Here is an 18,961-nt window from a genome sequence, read left to right as displayed (position 1 = left end):
GCTAGTGTGGACGAGTTGTTCGGGCCGGTGACGGCTCGGAAGGCACGGGTCCGTGGCGCAGTTGGTAGCGCGCTTCGTTCGCAATGAAGAGGTCAGGGGTTCGAATCCCCTCGGATCCACCACCACGGAAGGCCCGCTCGAGAGAGCGGGCCTTCTGTGTTCTCCCGGCGGCCGGATCGGGAACCTCGCCTGTTCGGCGGGTCGACCGCCTCGCGGCCTCGACGCGCTCGTCGGCGGAGGAGTGGTCCGTTGGATCGGCTTCGGTACTAGGCGTCTCCGCCGATCCTGGCTCGACCGCCGAGGACGGCGACTCCCGTCGAGACTCCGGCGACTGCGACCATCGCGACGATGCCCAGTGCCCGGAGCACGAACGCCTTGTGCTCCGAATCCTTGAGTGCTTCGTCGTCGATCGCTTCTTTGAACAGCCGAAGGACCGAGTAGCGGTCCGCCGCGCTCAGGGTGTCACGATCCAGTTCGCGGTTCAGGACGGCGCGGTACTCGGCGAAGGCCCTGTGAACCTTCTTCTGACTCTTCCAGTTGGCTCGAACGGCTGAACTCGCCTGATCTCGCACTTCACTGAACGAGTCGAGGACGAGATTCTTGAAATCCGGGAACTGCTCGACGACCTTCAGGGCGAGCTCCTCGCTCATGTTCGGCAGCTCGGATGCGAACGCTATGAACTTCTCTTTCGACAGATTCCTCCAGGAGTCGATACCGATCCTCTGCTTGAGATCGTCCTCGTTCGAGTAGTCCATGCTGATCCCTCTTCCCTCCACGGCGACGGCCGATCATCGCCTCAGAGTATCGAGGAGGAGCCGTCGGTCCACGTGCTCTCCGGGCGGGAGAGCGCGCGGGCCGGTCGTGCAGGTCCTGACGATCGGGCGCCCGAAGCTGTGGGCCGCCCGCCTCCGTGCGTCCTCCGTGTCCCCCATCCGGGCCGCGCCGGGCGGGAGCCGTTCTCCTCCGGTCCGTCGGGGGATCCGCAGCGACGTACGCTCGCCCCTCGTGCTCTCGCAGCACGCGAGGCACTCGAGCGACGGACGACCAGGGGACGGGACGACATGGGGACCACAGCACACAGGGCACGGCGGAGAGCGGCAGGGGTCGGCGCGGGGGCGATCGCGCTCCTGGCGGGGCTCCTGGCGGCACCGCCGGCGCAGGCGTCCGGGACGCAGACGCTGCTCGCGCTCGGCGACTCGATCACGCGCGCGGCGACGACCTGCGGGGTGAACCGCGACTGCGTCGAGAACTCCTGGGCGACGGGATCGGCGCCCGCGGTCGACTCGATCGCGAGCCGGATGGCGGCGGCGGATCCGCGGACGGCGGTCCGCGCGGTGAACTACGCGAAGTCGGGCGCGGTCATCAGCGGAGTCGAGTCGCGGATCGACGCCGCGGTCGCGGCCGGGGAGGAGCCGGACGTGGTCACGCTGCTGATCGGCGGCAACGACCTCTGCTCGCTGAGCCTCTCGCCCGACTCCCGCGACGGCTACGCGATGACGCCCGCGGCCTCCTTCGCCGCGTCGGCGACCCGGATCCTGCGCTCGATCGGCGAGGAGTGGCCGGAGGCGACGGTGCTCGTCGGCTCGGTCCCGGACATCGAGTCGGAGTGGGAGGCCGTGAAGCCGACGCCGGGCGCCGCGATCTGGGCCTGGGGCGGGGTCTGCCGGACCCAGCGCGGAGTCGACGCCACGACCGGAGCCCCGCTGACCGGCTCGGCCTACACCGCCTCGCTCGCGGCGGCGGAGGACCGGGAGGCCGACTTCAACGAGGCACTCGAATCGGCCTGCGCATCCGCCGCGAACGACTGCGTCTGGGACGGCGGCGCCCTCACGGCGGCTCCGATCTCGCTCGACCAGCTCTCGACGGACGTCGACTACTTCCACCCGAACGTCGCCGGCCAGGCGATGATCGCGGAGGAGCTGTGGACGGCCTGGGGCCTCGGCGACGAACCGGCTCCGACCCCGACCCCGACCCCGACTCCCACGTCGGCGCCCACCGCGGCTCCTGCTCCGGCACCCACGGGCTCGCCCGCGCCGTCGCGCGACACGACGGCTCCGAAGACCGTCATCACCGCGCCGACGAGCGGATCGACGGTGCGCGGCTCGGTCACCCTGGTCGCCACCGCCAAGGACGACGTCGGCACGACAAAGCTGAGCTTCTGGAGCGGAGCCACGCGGCTGGGCGACGCGACGAGGGCGTCGGACGGCACGTGGCGCCTGACCGTCTCGGCCTCCTCCTACCCGGCCGGGCGGTACGCGATCGTCGCGCACGCCTCCGACGCCGCAGGGAACCTCGGGCGGAGCGCTTCGATCACCCTCAAGCGCTGAGCGGCTGAGGGGGCCGCCACCGGCCCCCTCAGCCCCGCGCGACGAGCAGCACGTCGGGACGATCCCAGTTCTCGACGGTCTGCAGCACCCAGAAGATCCCGAAGAGGGCGAGCGCGACGGCCTCGCCGAGCAGGAGCCACTGCTCGCCGAGAAGTTCCGCTCCCCGCCCCGTGAGAAGCAGGAGCACCAGCGCCGCATCGACCGCGGCGATCAGCACCGCGAGAACGGCGTAGCAGCGGGAGTAGAAGCGCGGCGTCCCCGGCCCGCTCGCTCCCTCCTCGCGCACCGCGACGGCGTGCAGACCCGCGGTGACGGCGATGAGGAGGAAGAAGACGCCGGCGGCGGCGTAGTGGCCGAGCCGCAGGAACGACGGAAGCGTGCTCCAGGCCGCCAGAGCGATCAGGAGGGCGGCGGCGATCGCGGTGCGGACGAGCGCCCAGCGGTCGAGGACCCGGTCGAGGGCGAGCAGGATCACGGAGGCGACGAGGACGGCCGCGGCCGTGACCAGGTAGGCGGGCAGGGAGGCGGCGACATCACCCGCGGCCGTCGTGGGAAGGCACGACGCCCCTCCCGCCGGGCACACCGCTCCCTGGAGGCGCTGCAGCTCCTCCGAGGCGAGGGGCACCGGCACGATCGCGATGACCGGCGCCGTCATGCCCGCCATCAGCAGGAGGAAGCGCCGCACGCTCCTCCCGGCGAGGACGACCAGCGCGACGCCGACCGCGAAGAGCGCCCCGGTGAAGAGGGAGCGGACCGGGGTGTAGTACGAGGCGCTGATCGAGCGCAGCGGGCCTCCGATCACGACCTGGTGGACGAGGCCGGCCGTGAGGAGCACCACGGCCGCCACCAGGGAGAGGCGGACGTAGCGGTAGGTGCGGAGGGAGGAGACGGCACCGCCCCCGCCCAGCGCGTCGCCGCGGGCCACCCGGCTACTCCGCGCGCAGGCCGGAGGAGGCGAGGGCGAAGTCGACGTCGATGCGGATGGCGACGCGGAGGGGGTTCGGGCGCGGGGTGCGGTAGCGCTGGGAGTAGAGCTCGACGGCGTGCTGCACGGCGTCCGGCTCCTCCTCGATCGTGGCCGGACCGCCCAGGCTCAGCCACCGGATGCCGTCGACCTGCCCCACCGTCGCGGTGCCGCCCCGCCGGACGTTGAGCACCTTCTGGCTCTCGCGGGAGGTGATGACGCGGACGACGCCGTCCTCGTAGGTGAAGCCCACGGCGACCACGTGCAGGCGGCCCTGGCGGCCGGGGGTGGAGAGGGTGGCCAGGTGGCGCTCGGTGACGAAGGCGAGGCCGTCGGCGCTCAGGATGCTCATCCCGCGAGCGTAGCCGGAGGCGCCGATGCACTCCTGGGGGCGGACCGCCGGTCAGCCCTCGAGGATCAGCGCCTCGCCCTGGCCGCCTCCGCCGCAGAGCGCGGCGACGCCCATACCGCCGCCCCGGCGCCGGAGGGCCAGCGCCAGGTGCAGGGCCAGCCGTGCCCCGGAGGCGCCCACAGGGTGGCCGAGCGCGATCGCCCCGCCGTCGGGGTTGACCGCCTCGGGCTCGACGCCGAGATCGTCCGCCGACTGGAGGACGACGGAGGCGAACGCCTCGTTGATCTCGATCAGGTCCAGGTCGGACACCGCTGCACCGCGGCGGCCGAGCGCCCGGAGGATCGCCGCCGACGGCTGTGAATGCAGGGAGTTGTCCGGTCCGGCGACCTGCCCGTGCTCGGCGACGGTCGCGAGCCAGGGCAGTGCGCGCTCGCGGGCCCAGCCGCGGGACACGACGACCAGCGCGGCGGCGCCGTCCGTGATCGGGGACGAGCTGCCCGCCGTGATCGTGCCCTCGGGCGAGAACGCGGGGGCCAGCCGGGCGAGCGTCTCGACCGTGCTGTCCTCCCGGATCCCGTCGTCGGCGGACACGACGAGGTCCGGTCCGCGCCGCTGCGGAACCGCGACCGGCACGATCTCCTCGGCGAGCACGCCGGTGGACCGTGCCGCGGCGGCCCGCTGGTGCGAGAGCGCGGCGAAGGCGTCCTGGCGCTCGCGGCGGATGCCCCGTGCGGCGTTGCCGTCGTCGGTCACCCTCCCCATCAGGCGGCGGTCGAACGGATCGAGCAGGCCGTCGTGGAGGAGTGCGTCCTCGAGCGGACGCGGACCGACACCCAGGCCCGAGCGGGATCCGAGCAGGAGGTGCGGCGCGTTGGTCATCGACTCCTGCCCTCCGGCGACGACCACCTGCGCCTCGCCGAGCCGGATCATCCGCGCCGCGTCGATCACCGCGGTGAGACCCGACAGGCAGAGCTTGTTGATCGTGACCGCCGGGACGTCCCAGCCCAGGCCCGCGAGGACCGCGGCCTGCCGGGCGGGGCCCTGACCGGCTCCGGCCTGGATCACCTGGCCGAGCACGACCGCGTCGACGTCGGCCGCGGAGGCGCCCGAGCGCTCGAGAGCCCCTCGGATGGCAGCGGCGCCGAGCTCGACGCCCGAGAGCGGCGCGAAGGCTCCGGAGAAGCGGGCGAACGGGGTGCGGGCGCCCCCCAGGATCACGGGGGTGGTGTCGTCAGTGGACACGGGAACTCCTTCTCGACGGTGAGAGCGGGGGAAGCGGTGGGGAGACGGATGCCGGGAGCCGGCCCGGCTCAGGGAACGAGAAGGATCTTCCCGCGGACGTGGCCGTCCTCGCTGAGCCGGTGCGCCTCTGCGGCCTGCTCGAGCTGGAGGCGCGGACCTGTCGCGACCGCGAAGCGCCCCTCGCTCGCCAGCCGGGCGGCCAGCGGCACCCCCTCGCGGCGGAGGCTCTGCTCCTCCTCGGTCAGCGGCACGGGACTGCCGCCGCTCCAGGCCCGGATGCCCAGCTCGGCCGCCCGAGGACCGGCGACCACCGTTCCGACGTGCTGCGGATCCTCCACCAGCGCGAGCGAGGCGGCGAGCGCCTCGTCCGTCCCGGCCGCGTCGAGCACGCGGTCGACGCCCTCGGGCGCCGTGGCACGCAGCCGCTCGAGCAGTCCGGGCCCGTAGGCGACCGGCACCGCTCCGAGCGCGCGCAGCGCCTCGTGATTCGCCGGGCTCGCCGTGGCGATCACCCGGGCTCCGCGGTCGACGGCGAACTGGATCGCCGCCCGGCCGACCGCTCCGGCGCCCGCGTGGACGACGAACGTCGATCCCTCCGCGACGCCGAGCGAGACCACCGCCTGGTAGGCCGTGGAGACCGGGATGCCGAGCGCGGCCGCCTCCTCGAAGCCGAGTCCGTCGGGGAGCGGATCGAGGGAGTCGGGGGAGACCGCGACGGCGGTCGCGTAGGTGCCGGTGGCGCCGCTGACGATGACCCGGTCGCCGACGCTCCAACCGGTCACTCCCGGACCGACGGCGGAGACCACGCCGGAGCCGTCCGACCCGAGCCTCCGCGGACCGTCGAACGGCGGGCTCGGGCGCAGGCCGGAGCGCACCTTCCACTCGATCGGGTTCACGCCGGCCGCGCGGACGGCGACCACCACGGTGCCGGGCCCCGCCTCGGGCTCCGGCGCCTCGACGGTCTCGAGCACCTCGGGCCCGCCGATCCGCTCGTACTGCACGATCCTCGCCATGTCGTCCTCCTCCTCGCGGGCCACCGCCCGCTCCGGTCGCCTCAGTCCAGCAGACTCTCGCGCACCTGGCGGCGCAGCACCTTGCCGATCAGCGAGGTCGGCAGCTCGTCCACCGGGACGATCCGCCTGGGCACCTTGTAGGGCGTCAGGTGCAGCCGGCAGAAGTCGCGCAGCGCCTCCGGATCCACGGCCGTCCCGGCCCGCAGGACCACGGCCGCCGCGACGCTCTCGCCGCCGTCCTCGCGGGGGAGCCCGACGACGGCCGCGCGCGTCACGTCCGGGTGCGACTCCAGCACTCCCTCGACCTCGGAGGGGGAGACGTTGAAGCCGCCGGTGATGATGAGCTCCTTGGCCCGGTCGACGATCGTCACGAAGCCGTCGGCCGAGACGGTCGCGATGTCGCCCGTGCGCAGCCAGCCGCCGGGGAGGAGGGCCTCGGCCGTCTCCTCCGGCCGCTTCCAGTACCCCTGGAACACCTGCGGCCCCCGGAGCAGGAGCTCGCCGGACTCGCCCGGGCCGCGGTCGACCGACGGATCGGCGGGGTCGACGAGGCGGATCGTCGTGCTGGGGAACGGCACGCCCACGGTGCCGGGCCGGCGGGTCGGGCCGACCGGGTTCCCGAGGGCGACCGGCGAGCTCTCGGTCATGCCGTAGCCCTCCACCAGGAGTCCCCGGCTCGCGCGCTCCCACCGGTCCACCGTCGCGACCGGCAGGCTCATCGCTCCCGAGATCGCGAAGCGGATGCCGCGCAGGTCGAGCTCGTGGCGCTCGGAGGCGCGGGCCAGCGCGTCGTACACGGGCGGCACCGCGGGGAGGAAGGTGGGCGGCGACGACTTCGCGGCCGCCTTCACGAGGCCGACGTCGAAGGCCGGGAACAGCACGACCTTCGCGCCGATGCTGATCGCGAAGGTCAGGCACAGCGTCAGCCCGTAGGCGTGGAACAGGGGGAGCACCGCGTAGAACGTCTCGTCGCCCTCGCGCAGGCCCGGCACCCAGGCGCGGCCCTGCAGGGCGTTCGCACGGAGGTTCGCGTGCGAGAGGATCGCGCCCTTGGGCGTCCCGGTGGTGCCGCTCGTGTACTGCAGCAGGGCCGTGTCGCCGAGGACCGGGCGGGGGTGCGAGCGCGCGATGCGGCGGTTCTTCAGCAGCGACGCGAAGGGCACCAGGGAGCGGCTGCGGGGGGTCGCGGTCAGCTTCTCGCGCGACCGGCGCACCGACGGCAGGGGGAGCCGCAGCGCCAGGCGCTTGCCGAGCGGGAAGGAGCGGGTGAGGTCGACGGAGACGACGCGCTCGATGCCCAGGTCGGCGGGCATGGTCGCGACGACGTCGGCGATCTTGTCCCAGACGACCGCGAACCGGGCGCCGTGGTCCTCGAACTGCCGCCGCAGCTCGCGCGGCGTGTAGAGCGGGTTGTGCTCGACCACGATCGCTCCGAGGCGGAGAGCCGCGTAGAACGCGACGACGTGCTCGGGGCAGTTCGGGAGCACCAGCGCGACGCGGTCGCCGGCGCGCACGCCCAGACGCCGCAGGCCCTCCGCCGCGCGCGCGACCTGCTCGCCGAGCTCGGCGTAGCTGGTCTCGGCGCCGAAGAACTCGAGGGCGGTGCCGCGGCGGTACCGCGCGACCGAGTCCTCGAGCAGGTCGACGAGGGTCTGGGTGGGAGGGTCGATCTCGGCGGGCACGCCCTCCGCGTAGGAGGTCAGCCACGGCTTCGTCGCCAGGTTCGAGGATCCGGAGGTCACGGGCCGAGTATCGGGCACCCGCCTCCGCACTTCCTCCGAGGCGCGCGGAGGGGGTGCCGCACCGGGCGCGGGAGCGGCAGGCTGGCGGCATGAGCGCAGCCATCGACCTCCTCCGCGACGCCTTCGGCCGGGTGCACGAGAACGTGCACGCCGTCCTCGACGACAGCACCCCCGATCAGCTCGCGTTCCGCGCGGACGCCCGCTCGAACTCGCCCGCCTGGCTCGTCTGGCATCTCGTCCGGGTGCAGGACGACCACCTCGCCCCGCTCGCCGGCCACGAGCAGGTGTGGACGGCCGACGGCTTCCACGGCCGGTCCGGCCTGCCCTTCGGGCCCGACGAGACCGGCTACGGGCAGGAGCCGGCCGAGGTGGCGGCGCTCGCCGCGGTGCCGGCCGCGCTGCTCGCGGAGTACGCCGACGCCGTGCACCGGCAGACGCTCGCCCTCCTCGACACGCTCGGCGACGAGGACCTCGAGCGCGTCGTCGACGAGCAGTGGGATCCGCCGGTGACCCTCGGGGTGCGGCTGGTCTCGGTGATCGACGACGACACGCAGCACGTCGGCCAGGCCGCGTACGCGAAGGGTCTCGCCGAGCGCTCGGCGCGCTGAGCCCGGCCTCTACGCTGGCGGGATGCGCGCGCTCCGGACCCTGCCCGCGAGCGCGGTCCTCGCCCTCGCCACCGCGCTGACCCTCGTCGGCTCCTGGATCCCCTCCTACTGGAACGACGAGGCCGCGACCCTCCGCCTGGCGCGGCTCCCGGTGGGGGAGCTCCTCGCCTTCGTGCAGGAGAAGGACGCGGTGCACCTGGTCTACGGCCTGATGATGCACGGCTGGATCGCGATCGCCGGGGAGTCGGAGCTCGCGGTGCGGGCGCCGTCCGCTCTCGCCACGGGAGCGGCGGCGGCGGGCGTCGTCGTCCTGCTGCGATCGTTCGACCGGCCCCGGGCGGCACTCCTCGCCGCCGCGGTGCTCGTGCTGCTCCCTCGGTCCTCGTTCTCGGGGACCGAGGCGCGATCCTCTGCTCTGGCCACCGCGCTCGTGGTGGGAGCGGCGGTCCTCGTCGTGCGGGCGGCCCGCTCCGGAGGCGCCCTGCGCTGGACCGCGTTCGCGGCCGTCGCAGGTCTGGCGGACGCCGTGTTCCTCTACTCCGTGCTGGTGCTGCCGGCTCTCGTCGCTCTCGCCGCGGCCGCGGCGCCCCGGGGTGCCGTGCGGGCTCTTCCGGCGAGCGCCCTCTCGGCACTGGGCGCCGTGCCGGTGCTGCTCCTCGCCGCAGGGCAGAGCGGCCAGGTCGGCTGGCTCCGCTCGCAGCCCGTGACCGCGTTCACCGTCCTGGTCGAGCCGTTCTTCGGATCCGCGTGGTGGCTGGCCGGGATCGCCGTCGCGCTCCTCGCGGTCGCCGCGGTGCGGGGCGGCCTGCGCGGGCCGCTCCTGCCGGCCCTCGTCCTCTGGATCGTGCTGCCGACGGCGGTGCTGGTGCTCGGGACCCTCCTCGTCGAGCCGATGTTCACTCCGCGCTACCTCGCGTCGAGCACGCCCGCTCTCGCGGTCCTCCTCGGCCTCGCGCTCGACTCGTTCAGGGCCCGGACGGGCGTCGCCCTCCTCGCCCTGATCGCGGTGGCCGCCGTGCCGGTCCTGGTGCAGATGCGCACGGTCACCGGGAAGCCGGCCGGGCAGGATCTCCGCGGTCTGGCGGCCGCCGTCGAGGAGCGGGCCCGTCCGGGCGACGCCGTCCTCCTCGGCTCCTCCGGGACGGTCTCGCTCCGGCCTCGCCTGGCGCTCGCCGCCTACCCGGAGGCGTTCGCGGGCGTGGACGATGTCGCCCTCGCCGCTCCGTACGGGACGACGGGCACGTATTCGGACGTCCTGCTGGAGGGCGAGGCGCTGCACGCCGCGCTCGCCGGGGAGGACCGGGTCTGGCAGGCGCTGCCGGAGGGCGAGGCGGACACGGTGCTCGCCGAGGCGGGGTTCGTCGCGCGCGAGCGGATCCGGGTGCCGACGACGGTGCTGACGCTGTGGGAGCGCCCGGAGGGCCGCTGATCCGGAGCGCTCGGGGCGTCGCAGCCCCGGAGTGGAGAGACGCCGGAGTGCCCGGAGCCCCGCCGACGGGGAGCCGCTACCCTTGTCCCCGGCGCCGTCGCAGAGCGGTGGCGTCCGCGGAGCGAGGACCGCGCCACCGAGAGGACCCGAACGTGACGTTGCCCGAGACCACCACCACCGCCATCGCGAAGCGGAAGGGGCGCGACGTCGCCCCCGAGATCGCGCGCTCCTGGCTGCTGGTGAACGCCACCCGCACCGACACGTTCGACGCCGCGCACGCGTCCCGCGCCGACCAGATCGTCCTCGACATCGAGGACGCGGTCGACCCCAAGGCGAAGCCCGACGCGCGGACCGACGTCGCGGAGTGGCTGACCGGCGAGAAGCGCGCCTGGGTCCGCATCAACGACCACTCCACCCCGTTCTGGTCCGACGATGTCGACGCGCTGAAGGGCCTGCCCGGCCTCGCCGGCGTCATGCTCGCCAAGACCGAGGCCGCTGAGCACGTCACCGAGACCTTCGACCGCCTCGGCGGCTCTACCCCGGTGCTCGCCCTGGTCGAGTCCGCCCTCGGCATCGAGGAGGCGGTCTCGATCGCCCGCGCCCGCGGCACCTTCCGCCTCGCGTTCGGCAGCGGCGACTACCGCCGCGACACGGGCACCAGCGCCGACGACCTCGCGATGGCCTACCCGCGCTCGCGCCTGGTCGTCGCCTCGCGCATCGGCGACCTGCCCGGCCCGATCGACGGCCCGACCGTCTCGAACAGCCACCCCGTGCTGCGCGAGCAGTCCGCGCTCACGGTCTCGCTCGGCCTCACCGGGAAGCTCTGCCTCGACACCGAGCAGCTCGCCGTGATCAACGAGGTCATCAGCCCGACGCCGTCCGACGTCGCCTGGGCCCGCGACTTCCTCGACGACTTCGAGGCCCGCGGCCGCGTCATCCGCGACGGCAGCGACCTGCCCCGGCTGGGCCGCGCCAAGAAGATCGACAAGCTGGCCACGGCGTTCGGCGTCAACCCGCTGTGATCCGTCGCGGGGAGGGCGCCACCGCGGCACACTGAGGGAGCCGCGGAGACCCTCCCGCGCAGGACGGAGACTCCGATGGGCGCGGTCAGCACCTTCCTCTGGTTCGACGACGGCGCGGGGGAGGCGGCGCGCTTCTACACGGAGCTGGTGCCGAACTCGCGGATCACCGGAAGCCAGGTGCTGCCGGAGGGCTCCCCGTCGCCCGGCGAGGTGCTGTCGGTGACGTTCGAGCTCGACGGGCAGCGGTTCCAGGCGATCATCGCCGGGCCGCGGTTCCCGTTCACCGAGGCCGTCTCGATCGTCGTGACCGTCGGCGACCAGTCCGAGCTCGACCGGCTGTGGGACGCCCTGATCGCGGACGGCGGCGAGGAGAGCCGGTGCGGCTGGCTCCGCGACCGCTGGGGGCTGTCCTGGCAGATCGTGCCGGAGGTCCTCCCGCGTCTGCTCGGAGGCGCCGACCCCGAGGCGTCCGCGCGCGCTCTGCAGGCGATGCTCGCGATGAGCCGCCTCGACATCGCGGAGCTGGAGCGGGCCCATGCCGGCGCGTGACTCCGCCCGCCCGCGCCGCTCGACCTCGCTGCGGCGCGCGTACCTCCGCGACTACCGCTACGCCTACGGCTCGCGCTTCGTGCACCTGCGGGAGGGCTGGGACGTGTCGCGGTACGCGTCCGGCGACGGCGCTCCGGTGCTGCTCATCCCCGGGATCTACGAGACGTGGCAGTTCCTCCGGCCCATCGCCGAGAGGCTGCACGCGGCGGGCCATCCGATCCACGTGCTGCCCGCGCTCGGCTACAACACGCGGCCGATCGTCGCGTCGGCCGGACTCGGCCAGGACTACCTGCGCGAGCACGATCTGCGCGGAGTCGTCGTCGTCGCGCACAGCAAGGGCGGCCTGATCGGCAAGCACATGATGGTCGTCGACGACCGCGAGGACGGGCGGATCGAGCGCATGATCGCCGTCTCGACCCCGTTCAACGGCTCGTCGCTCGCACGGATCGCCCCGGCGCGGGCGCTCCGGGAGTTCGCACCCCACCGCCCGCTGATCCGCACCCTGCTGGCCGAGCGCGAGGCCGACGCGCGCATCACGTCGATCTACGGGATGCGCGACCAGTACATCCCCGGAGGGAGCCGCCTCGCCGGGGCGCACGAGAACATCGCGGTCTCGGTGGTCGGCCACTTCGCGCTGCTCTCGAGCCCGAAGGTGCTCGACCTCATCGCGGCCCGGGTCTGAGGCCGGACCGGATCCGCTGGGCTCGCCGCCCGCGTGAGGCGCCTGCCGTGCGGCGCGACCTCGACCGGAGGACGGCCGCCTCAGCGACGGGCCGAGCCGCCCGCCGCGCTCAGGACCAGGGAGTGAGCAGCACGAGCGGGATCTGCCGCTCGGTCTTCGTCTGGTACTCGGCGTAGTCCGGCCACGCGGCGACCGCGCGCTCCCACCAGGCCGCGCGCAGATCGCCCTCGAGCACGCTCGCGGCGTAGTCCTTCTTCACGGGCCCGTCCTGCAGCTCGACGTGCGGCTCCTTGAGCATGTTGCCGTACCAGACGGGGTGCTCGGGCGCGCCGCCCTTGGACGCGACGACCACGTACTCGCCCTCGTGCTCGACGCGCATCAGCGCGGTCTTGCGGAGCTTCCCGCTCTTCGAGCCGACGGTGGTCAGGACGATGATGGGGCGGCCGCGGAGGAGGTTCCCCTCGGCTCCGCCGGTCCGCTCGTAGAGCTCCGCCTGCTCGCGGGCCCACTCGGACGTGCTGGGTTCGTACTCTCCGGTCAGCGGCATGCCTCCGATCGTACGGCCGCGGCGGCCCCGGTGGCCGACCCGCGTGCAGGAGGATGGAGCGGTGTTCTCCGCAGACCCGTTCGACCGAGCCCGTATCGCCCTCCTGCGCGACGATCTGATCCGCGCCCGCTACGGCGTGGACGCCGTGCGGGGGCTCTGGGGCGACGAAGCGGCCGAGGCGCTGCACCGCGGCGACCGGGTCCCCGCCCGCCGCGCCCTCGAGCGCAGCGGCGACCACGACGCGCTGGCCACCCTCGCCCGCCTGTTCCTCCTGGCCGATCCCGTCTCGGCCGACGACGCGGACGAGGCGTTCGGCGCTCTCGCGCTGGAGGGGGCGGTGGAGCTCGGCCTGGTGCGCGTCGAGGCCGGAGCCGTCGTCACCGCGGCCCTCGACCTGCGCCCCTACGACGTGGTCGACCAGCGCGGCGCGGCCTCCTGGTGGATCGCCTCCGACCTCGGGGAGCTCGCCCTCGGCCGCGCGCTCGACGAGGACCACGTGCTCGGCGTCGGCGGCGCGAGCCTCACGCTGACCGGCCTGATGATCCAGCGACCCGTCGGCCGCGTGCTCGACCTGGGGACCGGCTGCGGGATCCAGGCGCTGCACGCCTCCCGCCACGCCGAGCAGGTGGTCGCCACCGACATCTCCGAGCGCGCGCTCGCGCTCGCCTCCTTCACCGCGGCGCTCAACGGGATCGAGAACATCGAGTTCCGCCTCGGCAGCCTCTACGAGCCGGTCGCGGGGGAGCGCTTCGACCACATCGTCACGAACCCGCCGTTCGTCATCACGCCGCGAGTCGAGGGCGTCCCCTCCTACGAGTACCGCGACGGCGGGCTGGAGGGCGACGAGATCGTGCGCCGCGTGATCCTCGGAGCAGCCGAGCACCTGGTGCCCGGCGGTGTCGCGCAGCTCCTGGGGAACTGGGAGTACCGGGAGGGCGCGGACGCCTTCGACCGGATCGCGGACTGGCTCGCCGACGCCCGCAGCCCGCTGGAGCAGGCGCTCGAGGCGGGGCCCGAGGGGCTCGACGCCTGGATGGGCGGGACCGCCTCTCCGCTGGACGTCTGGGTCGTGGAGCGCGAGCGTCAGGATCCGGCGGTCTACGCCGAGACCTGGATCCGGGACGGCGGCACGACTCGCGGCCCCGCGTTCGACGCGCTGGTCGACGCCTGGCTGACCGACTTCGAGCGGCGCGGGGTGACCGGCGTCGGCTTCGGCTACGTCACGCTCCGCCTGCCCGAGCAGCCCCGCCCGCCGATCCGCCGCCTCGAGCGGATCACCACGCCGGTGGCGACCGCGGGCCTGGGCGGCCACCTCGCCGCCTGCCTCGACGCGGCCGAGGCCCTCGCGTCGATCGACGATCGCGCTCTGGCGGGTCTCGCCCTGGTCGTCGCCGGAGACGTCACGGAGGAGCGGCACTACTGGCCGGGCAACGACGATCCGACGGTGCTGCGGCTGCGCCAGGGCGGCGGCTTCGCCCGGGTCGAGGAGGTCGACACGGCGCTCGCCGCCGTGGTCGGCGCCTGCGACGGCGAGCTCACGGTGGCGGCGATCGCGGCGGCGGTCGCCTCGCTCCTCCAGGTCGAGGAGGAGGCGGTGTCCGACTCGGTGCTGCCGCGGGTGCGCGAGCTGGTGGCGACGGGGCTGCTGCGGCTGCCCCAGGGGGAACGCGGCTAGAAGAGGGTGGCGGAGTCCTCGACGGGGGGCGCAGCGGCCGCGGCAGGCGCGGCGGCGGCCGTCGGCCATCCGGGTCCGGCGTCGACGGGCTGCCGGCGCTGGTAGGCGGTCGCGGCGCTCCGGGCGCGGACGTCGGCGGCTTCGTTCATCCGGTGGTTGGCGTGCCCCTTCACCCACTCGAAGGTGACCGCCCGGCCCTGCAGCTCCTCGTCGAGCGCCTTGATGATCTCGACGTTCATCACCGGCTTGCCGTCGGCCTTGCGCCAGCCCTTCCGCTTCCAGCCCGGCAGCCACTCGGTGCAGGCCTTGATGGCGTACTGGCTGTCGCAGAGGATGTGCAGCGGCTCCTCCTCCTGCGCGGTCGCGCGCAGCAGCTCGAGCACCGCGGTGAGCTCGCCGATGTTGTTCGTGCCGTGCGACCAGCCGCCCGCGGCCCAGCGCTCGTCGTCGACGTACCAGGCCCAGCCGGCGGGGCCGGGGTTGCCCAGTGCGGACCCGTCTGCGGCGGCGATGATGCTCACGTGCGTCTCTCCTCGTGCTCTCGGTGCTCGCGCCGGTGCGGCGCCCTCCGAGGGTAGTCGGCGGGCGGGGCGGTCCGCGGCGCGCGGCGCGGAGTCAGGCGGAGGAGGAGCGGCGCGCGATCGTCACGCGCGTCGAGTACGGCATCGCGACGGTCCCGCTCCCGCCCGACTCCTCGTCCACCACGGCGTCGACCGCCGCGAGGACCGCGGCGCGCTCCTCGTCGGGCATCGCGATGACGGAGCTGCGGGACGCGAACATGTCCCGCACCCCGGCTCGGTCCAGCTCGAAGGACCACTCGAAGGCCGCGAACGCCACCCGCTCGAGAGCGGAGCCGAGCGGCGGCCGGAGTGTCTCGAAGCGCTCGGCGGTGGAGGCTCCGGCGACCTCGCCGAGCCGGCGCACCCAGGGGACCGACTCGTCGCGGATGTTCCACACCAGCGCGAGCACGCCCTCCGGCACCAGGACGCGGGCGACTTCGGCTCCCGCGCGCTCGGCGTCGACCCAGTGCCACGACTGCGCGGCGGTGACGAGCTCCGCGGAGGAGTCCGCGGCGGGGATCGCCTCGGCCGTCCCCTCCTCGGGGCGGACCCCCGGCAGATTCGAGGCGAGCCGCGCGAGCATCTCCGCGTCGGGCTCGACCGCGGTCACGGCGAGGCCGCGGGACGCGAGCGACGCGGTGAACTTGCCCGTTCCCGCGCCGAGGTCCACCGCGCGCAGCCGATCGGAGGCGTCGGCTCCCGCCGCGCGGGCCCGCTCCGGGATGAAGGCGCCCGCCACTGGCGCGGGGGCGTGCCCCACGATTCAGTCGACGGCGTCGTCGGGGTAGCCGGGCCGCCCGCGGTCGTAGGCGTCGACCGCGCTGCCGAAGGAGCGTCCGAGGCCGCTCATCGCTTCTCCGCCGCTCGCGCGAGCACGTCCACCGCGTAGCCGTAGCCGGCGATCCCCGCGCCGACGATCACGGCGATCGCGACGTCCGAGAGGTAGGAGTGCTGCCGGAACGGCTCGCGCCGGTGCACGTTGCTCACGTGGACCTCGACCATCGGCAGCTCGGTCGCGAGGACGGCGTCGCGGATCGCGATCGACGTGTGCGTGTACGCCCCGGCGTTGAGCACCACTCCCGAGACGGAGCCGCGAGCCGCGTGCAGCCGGTCGACGATCGCGCCCTCCGAGCTGCTCTGGAAGGTCTCGACCGTGAAGCCGTGCCGCTCGGCCGCCTCCGCCGCCAGCGCCTCGGCGTCGACGAGGGTGTCCGAGCCGTAGAGCTCGGGCTCGCGGGTGCCGAGCAGGTTCAGGTTCGGGCCGTTGAGGACGAGGATCGGCAGCTTCACGCTCCGACCCTAGCGCCGGCCGTCCCCGCGAGCGGGAGCGGCGGCAGCGCCGCGCGCAGGAGGATCAGCTCGCGCGCATGGGCGTCCAGACGCCGGTCCTCCTCGGTCCGCGGCTCGAGAGGCGGGACCGGCTCGGCCGCCCCGTCGGAGCCCCGCACCACGAAGACGCTCCGGCACTGCGTGGTCAGCTCCAGCTCGCCGGTCCGCGGGTCCCCGGAGCGCACGTGCACCGCCAGGTGCATGCTCCGGGCGCTCGTGTGGATGAGGCGCGCCTCCACCTCGACGAGATGCCCGATGCGCACCGGACGGTAGAAGTGGATCCCCCCGGAGTAGACGGCCACAGAGTCGCGGCCGGTCCAGCGCTGCGCGACCGCGTCGGCCGCCTCGTCGATCCAGCGCATCACGATCCCGCCGTGGGCGTTGCCGCCCCAGTTGACGTCTCCCGGTGCCGCGAGGAAGCGGAACACGATCCGCGGACCGGTGCCCTCCTCGGTGTACTCCTGGGCGCGCATCACGTCGTGCAGCCTCCGGCGGCCCTCGATGCGCGCGGCGGCGCCCTCGGCGAGGGACAGGTCCTCGATCGAGCGGGGCCGCCACTCCGGGACCGACCGCGGCCTCTTCTCGTCGTCGACGGCCACGAACACGAGGAGGCAGTGCGTGGCGTCCTCGTAGAGGCCGGTCCGCGGATCCGCCTGCGCGACCTGCACCAGCACGTGCATGCTCGTGCGCCCGGTGTGGATGACGCGGGCGGTCGCCTCGATCAGGTTGCCGACCGAGATGGGCCGGGTGAAGTGGACGTTGCCGACGTACGCCGTCACGCAGTAGCCGCCGCTCCAGCCCACGGCGCAGGCGTAGCCGGCCTTGTCGATCCACTCGAGGACGCGGCCGGCCTGGGCGCTGCGGCCGTCGGCGGTGGCGTCCTGCGGGGCGGCGAGGAAGCGGAGCGTGATGCGGTCGGTCATGGTGCCCGTCGTCGTGGGAGCGGAAGGGGGGAGTGGACCCGCGGGGGTGCGAGGAAAGGGGGATGATCCGCCCGCGGGCCACAGGGGTGTCCGGCAGGAGCCGGCTCGGTCAGGGGGATCAGGCCGCCAGCGGCAGCTTCTCGGCGAGGAGCCGGAGCCGCAGGGCCTGGAGCTCGGCGGACAGCTCGGGCGGCAGCCGGTCGCCGAACCGCGTGAAGAACTCCTCCGTGAGCGCGCACTCCTCCAGCCACGCCTCCACCGGGACGGAGAACAGCTCCTCCTTCTGGGCCGCGGAGAGCCGGAGCCCGTGCGTGTCGATCGCGACCGGCAGGTCGCCGAGGGGGCTCCGCCGCGCCTCCGCCAGCCCCTCCAGGCGGCGGACGAGCCACTGCAGCACCCGCGCGTTCTCGCCGAAGCCGGGCCAGAGGAACTCGCCGTCCGCGTCCTTCCGGAACCAGTTGACCTGGAACACCGCCGGCGCCGCATCGCCGAGCTCAGCGCCGATCGCGAGCCAGTGCGCGAAGTAGTCGGCCATGTTGTAGCCGCAGAAGGGGAGCATCGCGAACGGATCGCGGCGCAGCTCCCCGACCGTGCCCTCCGCGGCCGCGGTCTTCTCGGAGGCGACGGTCGCACCCAGGAAGACGCCGTGCTGCCACGAGGTGGCCTGCGTGACCAGCGGGACGTTGCTCGCCCGTCGGCCACCGAAGACGATCGCGTCCAGCGGCACGCCCTCGTGGGCGTCCCAGTCGGCGGAGAGCGACGGGCACTGCGCGGCCGGCGCGGTGAAGCGGGAGTTGGGGTGCGCGGCGGGCGTGCCGGACGCCGGCGTCCACGGCTGCCCGCGCCAGTCGGTCAGCCGCTCCGGGACCTCGTCGGTCAGGCCCTCCCACCACACGTCGCCGTCCTCGCGGAGCGCGACGTTGGTGAAGATCGTGTTGCCCCAGAGCGTCTGCACGGCGTTCGGGTTCGAGGTCTCCCCGGTGCCGGGAGCGACGCCGAAGAAGCCCGTCTCGGGGTTCATCGCCCAGAGGCATCCATCCTCCCCGCGGCGCATCCAGGTGATGTCGTCGCCCAGCGTCTCGACCCGCCAGCCGGGGATCGCGGGCTGCATCATCGCGAGGTTGGTCTTGCCGCACGCGCTCGGGAAGGCGGCGGCGACGTGGTAGCGCCGTCCCTCGGGCGAGACGATGCGGATCAGCAGCATGTGCTCGGCGAGCCAGCCCTCCTCGCGCCCCATCGCCGAGGCGATGCGCAGGGCGAAGCACTTCTTCGCCAGCAGGGCGTTGCCGCCGTAGCCGGAGCCGTACGAGACGATCTCGCGCGTCTCCGGGAACTGGGTGATGTACTTCACGGGGCTGCACGGCCAGGCGACGTCCTCGCGGGTGACGCCGTCCGCGTCGCGGAGGGGCAGCCCCACGGTGTGCACGCCGCGGACGAACGGGGTCTCCTCGGTGAAGGCGGCCAGCGGCTCGGAGCCCACGCGCGCCATGATCCGCAGGTTCAGCACCGCGTAGGCCGAGTCGGTGACCTGGACGCCCAGCTGCGAGAGCGGACCGCCGACGGGCCCCATCGAGAACGGGACGACGTACATCGTCCGTCCGCGCATCGCTCCGTCGAGGAGGGGAGCGAGCTCGGCCCTCATCGCGGCGGGCTCGCGCCAGTTGTTGGTCGGTCCCGCGTCGGCCTCGTCGGTCGTGCAGATGAAGGTGCGGTCCTCGACCCGGGCGACGTCGTCCGGGTCGGTGCGGGCCAGGAACGAGCCGGGCCGCCACTCCGGATTGAGCGGGAGGAGCGTGCCGGAGGCGACGAGCCGCTCGGTGAGGCGGTACCACTCCGCGGGGGAGCCGTCGCTCCACTCGATCGCGTCGGGCTGGAGGATCGCGGCGGTCTCGCGCACCCAGCGGCGGAGGGCGAGGGGCGCCGGCGGCACGACGGGCGCGGGGACGGACGTCGGCGCGGTCATGGTGCTCGGCTCGAGTCGGACGGTGTTGCTGTAG

19 protein-coding genes and 1 tRNA gene are annotated in these 18,961 nt (G+C 74.0%); 8 read left to right on the top strand and 12 right to left on the bottom strand.

All coding sequences use genetic code 11. From position 1 onward, the window contains the following. Positions 1-46 precede the first annotated feature (46 nt). Positions 47-122 (top strand) — tRNA-Ala (locus C5C50_RS06005). A 144-nt stretch (positions 123-266) separates the two neighbouring features. Here the strand turns inward: C5C50_RS06005 and C5C50_RS06000 are convergent. Next, the gene (locus tag C5C50_RS06000) at positions 267-755 is read right to left on the bottom strand and encodes a hypothetical protein (RefSeq protein ID WP_104226443.1); all 489 of its coding nucleotides are present in this window, start codon (positions 753-755) and stop codon (positions 267-269) included. A gap of 306 nt (positions 756-1,061) precedes the next feature. Here C5C50_RS06000 and C5C50_RS05995 point away from each other — a divergent pair, with 306 nt between their 5' ends. Next, the gene (locus C5C50_RS05995; protein WP_104273094.1) at positions 1,062-2,327 is read left to right on the top strand and encodes a GDSL-type esterase/lipase family protein; all 1,266 of its coding nucleotides are present in this window, start codon (positions 1,062-1,064) and stop codon (positions 2,325-2,327) included. Positions 2,328-2,355: 28 nt separating this feature from the next. On the opposite strand, the gene C5C50_RS05990 is transcribed toward C5C50_RS05995, so the two are convergent. The 5 genes from C5C50_RS05990 to C5C50_RS05970 form a co-directional block, all read right to left on the bottom strand. Then, the gene (locus C5C50_RS05990; RefSeq protein WP_104273093.1) at positions 2,356-3,252 is read right to left on the bottom strand and encodes a hypothetical protein; all 897 of its coding nucleotides are present in this window, start codon (positions 3,250-3,252) and stop codon (positions 2,356-2,358) included. Positions 3,253-3,256: 4 nt separating this feature from the next. After that, positions 3,257-3,643, bottom strand: a complete 387-nt coding sequence (locus C5C50_RS05985; RefSeq protein WP_104223212.1) for a pyridoxamine 5'-phosphate oxidase family protein — start codon at positions 3,641-3,643, stop codon at positions 3,257-3,259. A 51-nt stretch (positions 3,644-3,694) separates the two neighbouring features. Then, complete coding sequence (locus tag C5C50_RS05980; RefSeq protein ID WP_104273092.1) at positions 3,695-4,885, bottom strand: acetyl-CoA C-acyltransferase; 1,191 nt, start codon at positions 4,883-4,885, stop codon at positions 3,695-3,697. 68 nt (positions 4,886-4,953) lie between these two features. After that, entirely contained in the window at positions 4,954-5,898 is a 945-nt protein-coding gene (locus tag C5C50_RS05975) for an NADP-dependent oxidoreductase (RefSeq protein WP_104273114.1), read from the bottom strand. Positions 5,899-5,939: 41 nt separating this feature from the next. Further along, complete coding sequence (locus C5C50_RS05970) at positions 5,940-7,640, bottom strand: long-chain-fatty-acid--CoA ligase (RefSeq protein ID WP_104273091.1); 1,701 nt, start codon at positions 7,638-7,640, stop codon at positions 5,940-5,942. A gap of 89 nt (positions 7,641-7,729) precedes the next feature. Here C5C50_RS05970 and C5C50_RS05965 point away from each other — a divergent pair, with 89 nt between their 5' ends. From C5C50_RS05965 to C5C50_RS05945, 5 genes are all read left to right on the top strand, one after another. Continuing rightward, positions 7,730-8,248, top strand: a complete 519-nt coding sequence (locus tag C5C50_RS05965) for a DinB family protein (RefSeq protein ID WP_104223209.1) — start codon at positions 7,730-7,732, stop codon at positions 8,246-8,248. A 22-nt stretch (positions 8,249-8,270) separates the two neighbouring features. Further along, positions 8,271-9,677: a glycosyltransferase family 39 protein gene (locus tag C5C50_RS05960; protein WP_104273090.1), complete on the top strand. Its 1,407-nt coding sequence runs from the start codon at positions 8,271-8,273 to the stop codon at positions 9,675-9,677. Positions 9,678-9,835: 158 nt separating this feature from the next. Further along, complete coding sequence (locus C5C50_RS05955) at positions 9,836-10,699, top strand: CoA ester lyase (RefSeq protein ID WP_219814084.1); 864 nt, start codon at positions 9,836-9,838, stop codon at positions 10,697-10,699. Positions 10,700-10,774: 75 nt separating this feature from the next. After that, positions 10,775-11,248: a VOC family protein gene (locus tag C5C50_RS05950; RefSeq protein WP_104273089.1), complete on the top strand. Its 474-nt coding sequence runs from the start codon at positions 10,775-10,777 to the stop codon at positions 11,246-11,248. Next, entirely contained in the window at positions 11,235-11,930 is a 696-nt protein-coding gene (locus C5C50_RS05945) for a triacylglycerol lipase (protein WP_104249466.1), read from the top strand. The genes C5C50_RS05950 and C5C50_RS05945 overlap by 14 nt, the downstream gene beginning before the upstream one ends. Before the next feature lie 109 nt (positions 11,931-12,039). Here C5C50_RS05945 and C5C50_RS05940 read toward each other — a convergent pair whose 3' ends face one another. Next, complete coding sequence (locus tag C5C50_RS05940) at positions 12,040-12,477, bottom strand: nitroreductase family deazaflavin-dependent oxidoreductase (protein ID WP_104223205.1); 438 nt, start codon at positions 12,475-12,477, stop codon at positions 12,040-12,042. On the opposite strand from C5C50_RS05940, the gene C5C50_RS05935 reads away from it, so the two are divergent. Then, positions 12,476-14,152 (top strand): methyltransferase, encoded by a 1,677-nt coding sequence (locus tag C5C50_RS05935; RefSeq protein WP_104223204.1) that lies wholly within the window; start codon positions 12,476-12,478, stop codon positions 14,150-14,152. The two genes, C5C50_RS05940 and C5C50_RS05935, sit on opposite strands and share 2 nt — an antisense overlap. On the opposite strand, the gene C5C50_RS05930 is transcribed toward C5C50_RS05935, so the two are convergent. From C5C50_RS05930 to C5C50_RS05910, 5 genes are all read right to left on the bottom strand, one after another. Then, positions 14,149-14,673, bottom strand: coding sequence for a ribonuclease H (locus C5C50_RS05930; RefSeq protein WP_104223203.1), 525 nt, complete (start codon positions 14,671-14,673; stop codon positions 14,149-14,151). The genes C5C50_RS05935 and C5C50_RS05930 overlap by 4 nt on opposite strands. 94 nt (positions 14,674-14,767) lie before the next feature. After that, the gene (locus tag C5C50_RS05925; RefSeq protein WP_104273088.1) at positions 14,768-15,472 is read right to left on the bottom strand and encodes a class I SAM-dependent methyltransferase; all 705 of its coding nucleotides are present in this window, start codon (positions 15,470-15,472) and stop codon (positions 14,768-14,770) included. An 86-nt stretch (positions 15,473-15,558) separates the two neighbouring features. Beyond that, positions 15,559-16,002, bottom strand: a complete 444-nt coding sequence (aroQ, locus tag C5C50_RS05920; protein ID WP_104226430.1) for a type II 3-dehydroquinate dehydratase — start codon at positions 16,000-16,002, stop codon at positions 15,559-15,561. Beyond that, complete coding sequence (locus C5C50_RS05915; RefSeq protein WP_104246700.1) at positions 15,999-16,964, bottom strand: acyl-CoA thioesterase; 966 nt, start codon at positions 16,962-16,964, stop codon at positions 15,999-16,001. The genes aroQ and C5C50_RS05915 overlap by 4 nt, the downstream gene beginning before the upstream one ends. Positions 16,965-17,082: 118 nt before the next feature. Beyond that, positions 17,083-18,927 (bottom strand): phosphoenolpyruvate carboxykinase (GTP), encoded by a 1,845-nt coding sequence (locus tag C5C50_RS05910; RefSeq protein ID WP_104273112.1) that lies wholly within the window; start codon positions 18,925-18,927, stop codon positions 17,083-17,085. Positions 18,928-18,961: the final 34 nt, after the last annotated feature.

Source organism: Rathayibacter sp. AY1D9, from assembly GCF_002932395.1.
GTDB lineage: Bacteria > Actinomycetota > Actinomycetes > Actinomycetales > Microbacteriaceae > Rathayibacter.
This window is presented reverse-complemented; position numbering and strand designations above follow the sequence as displayed.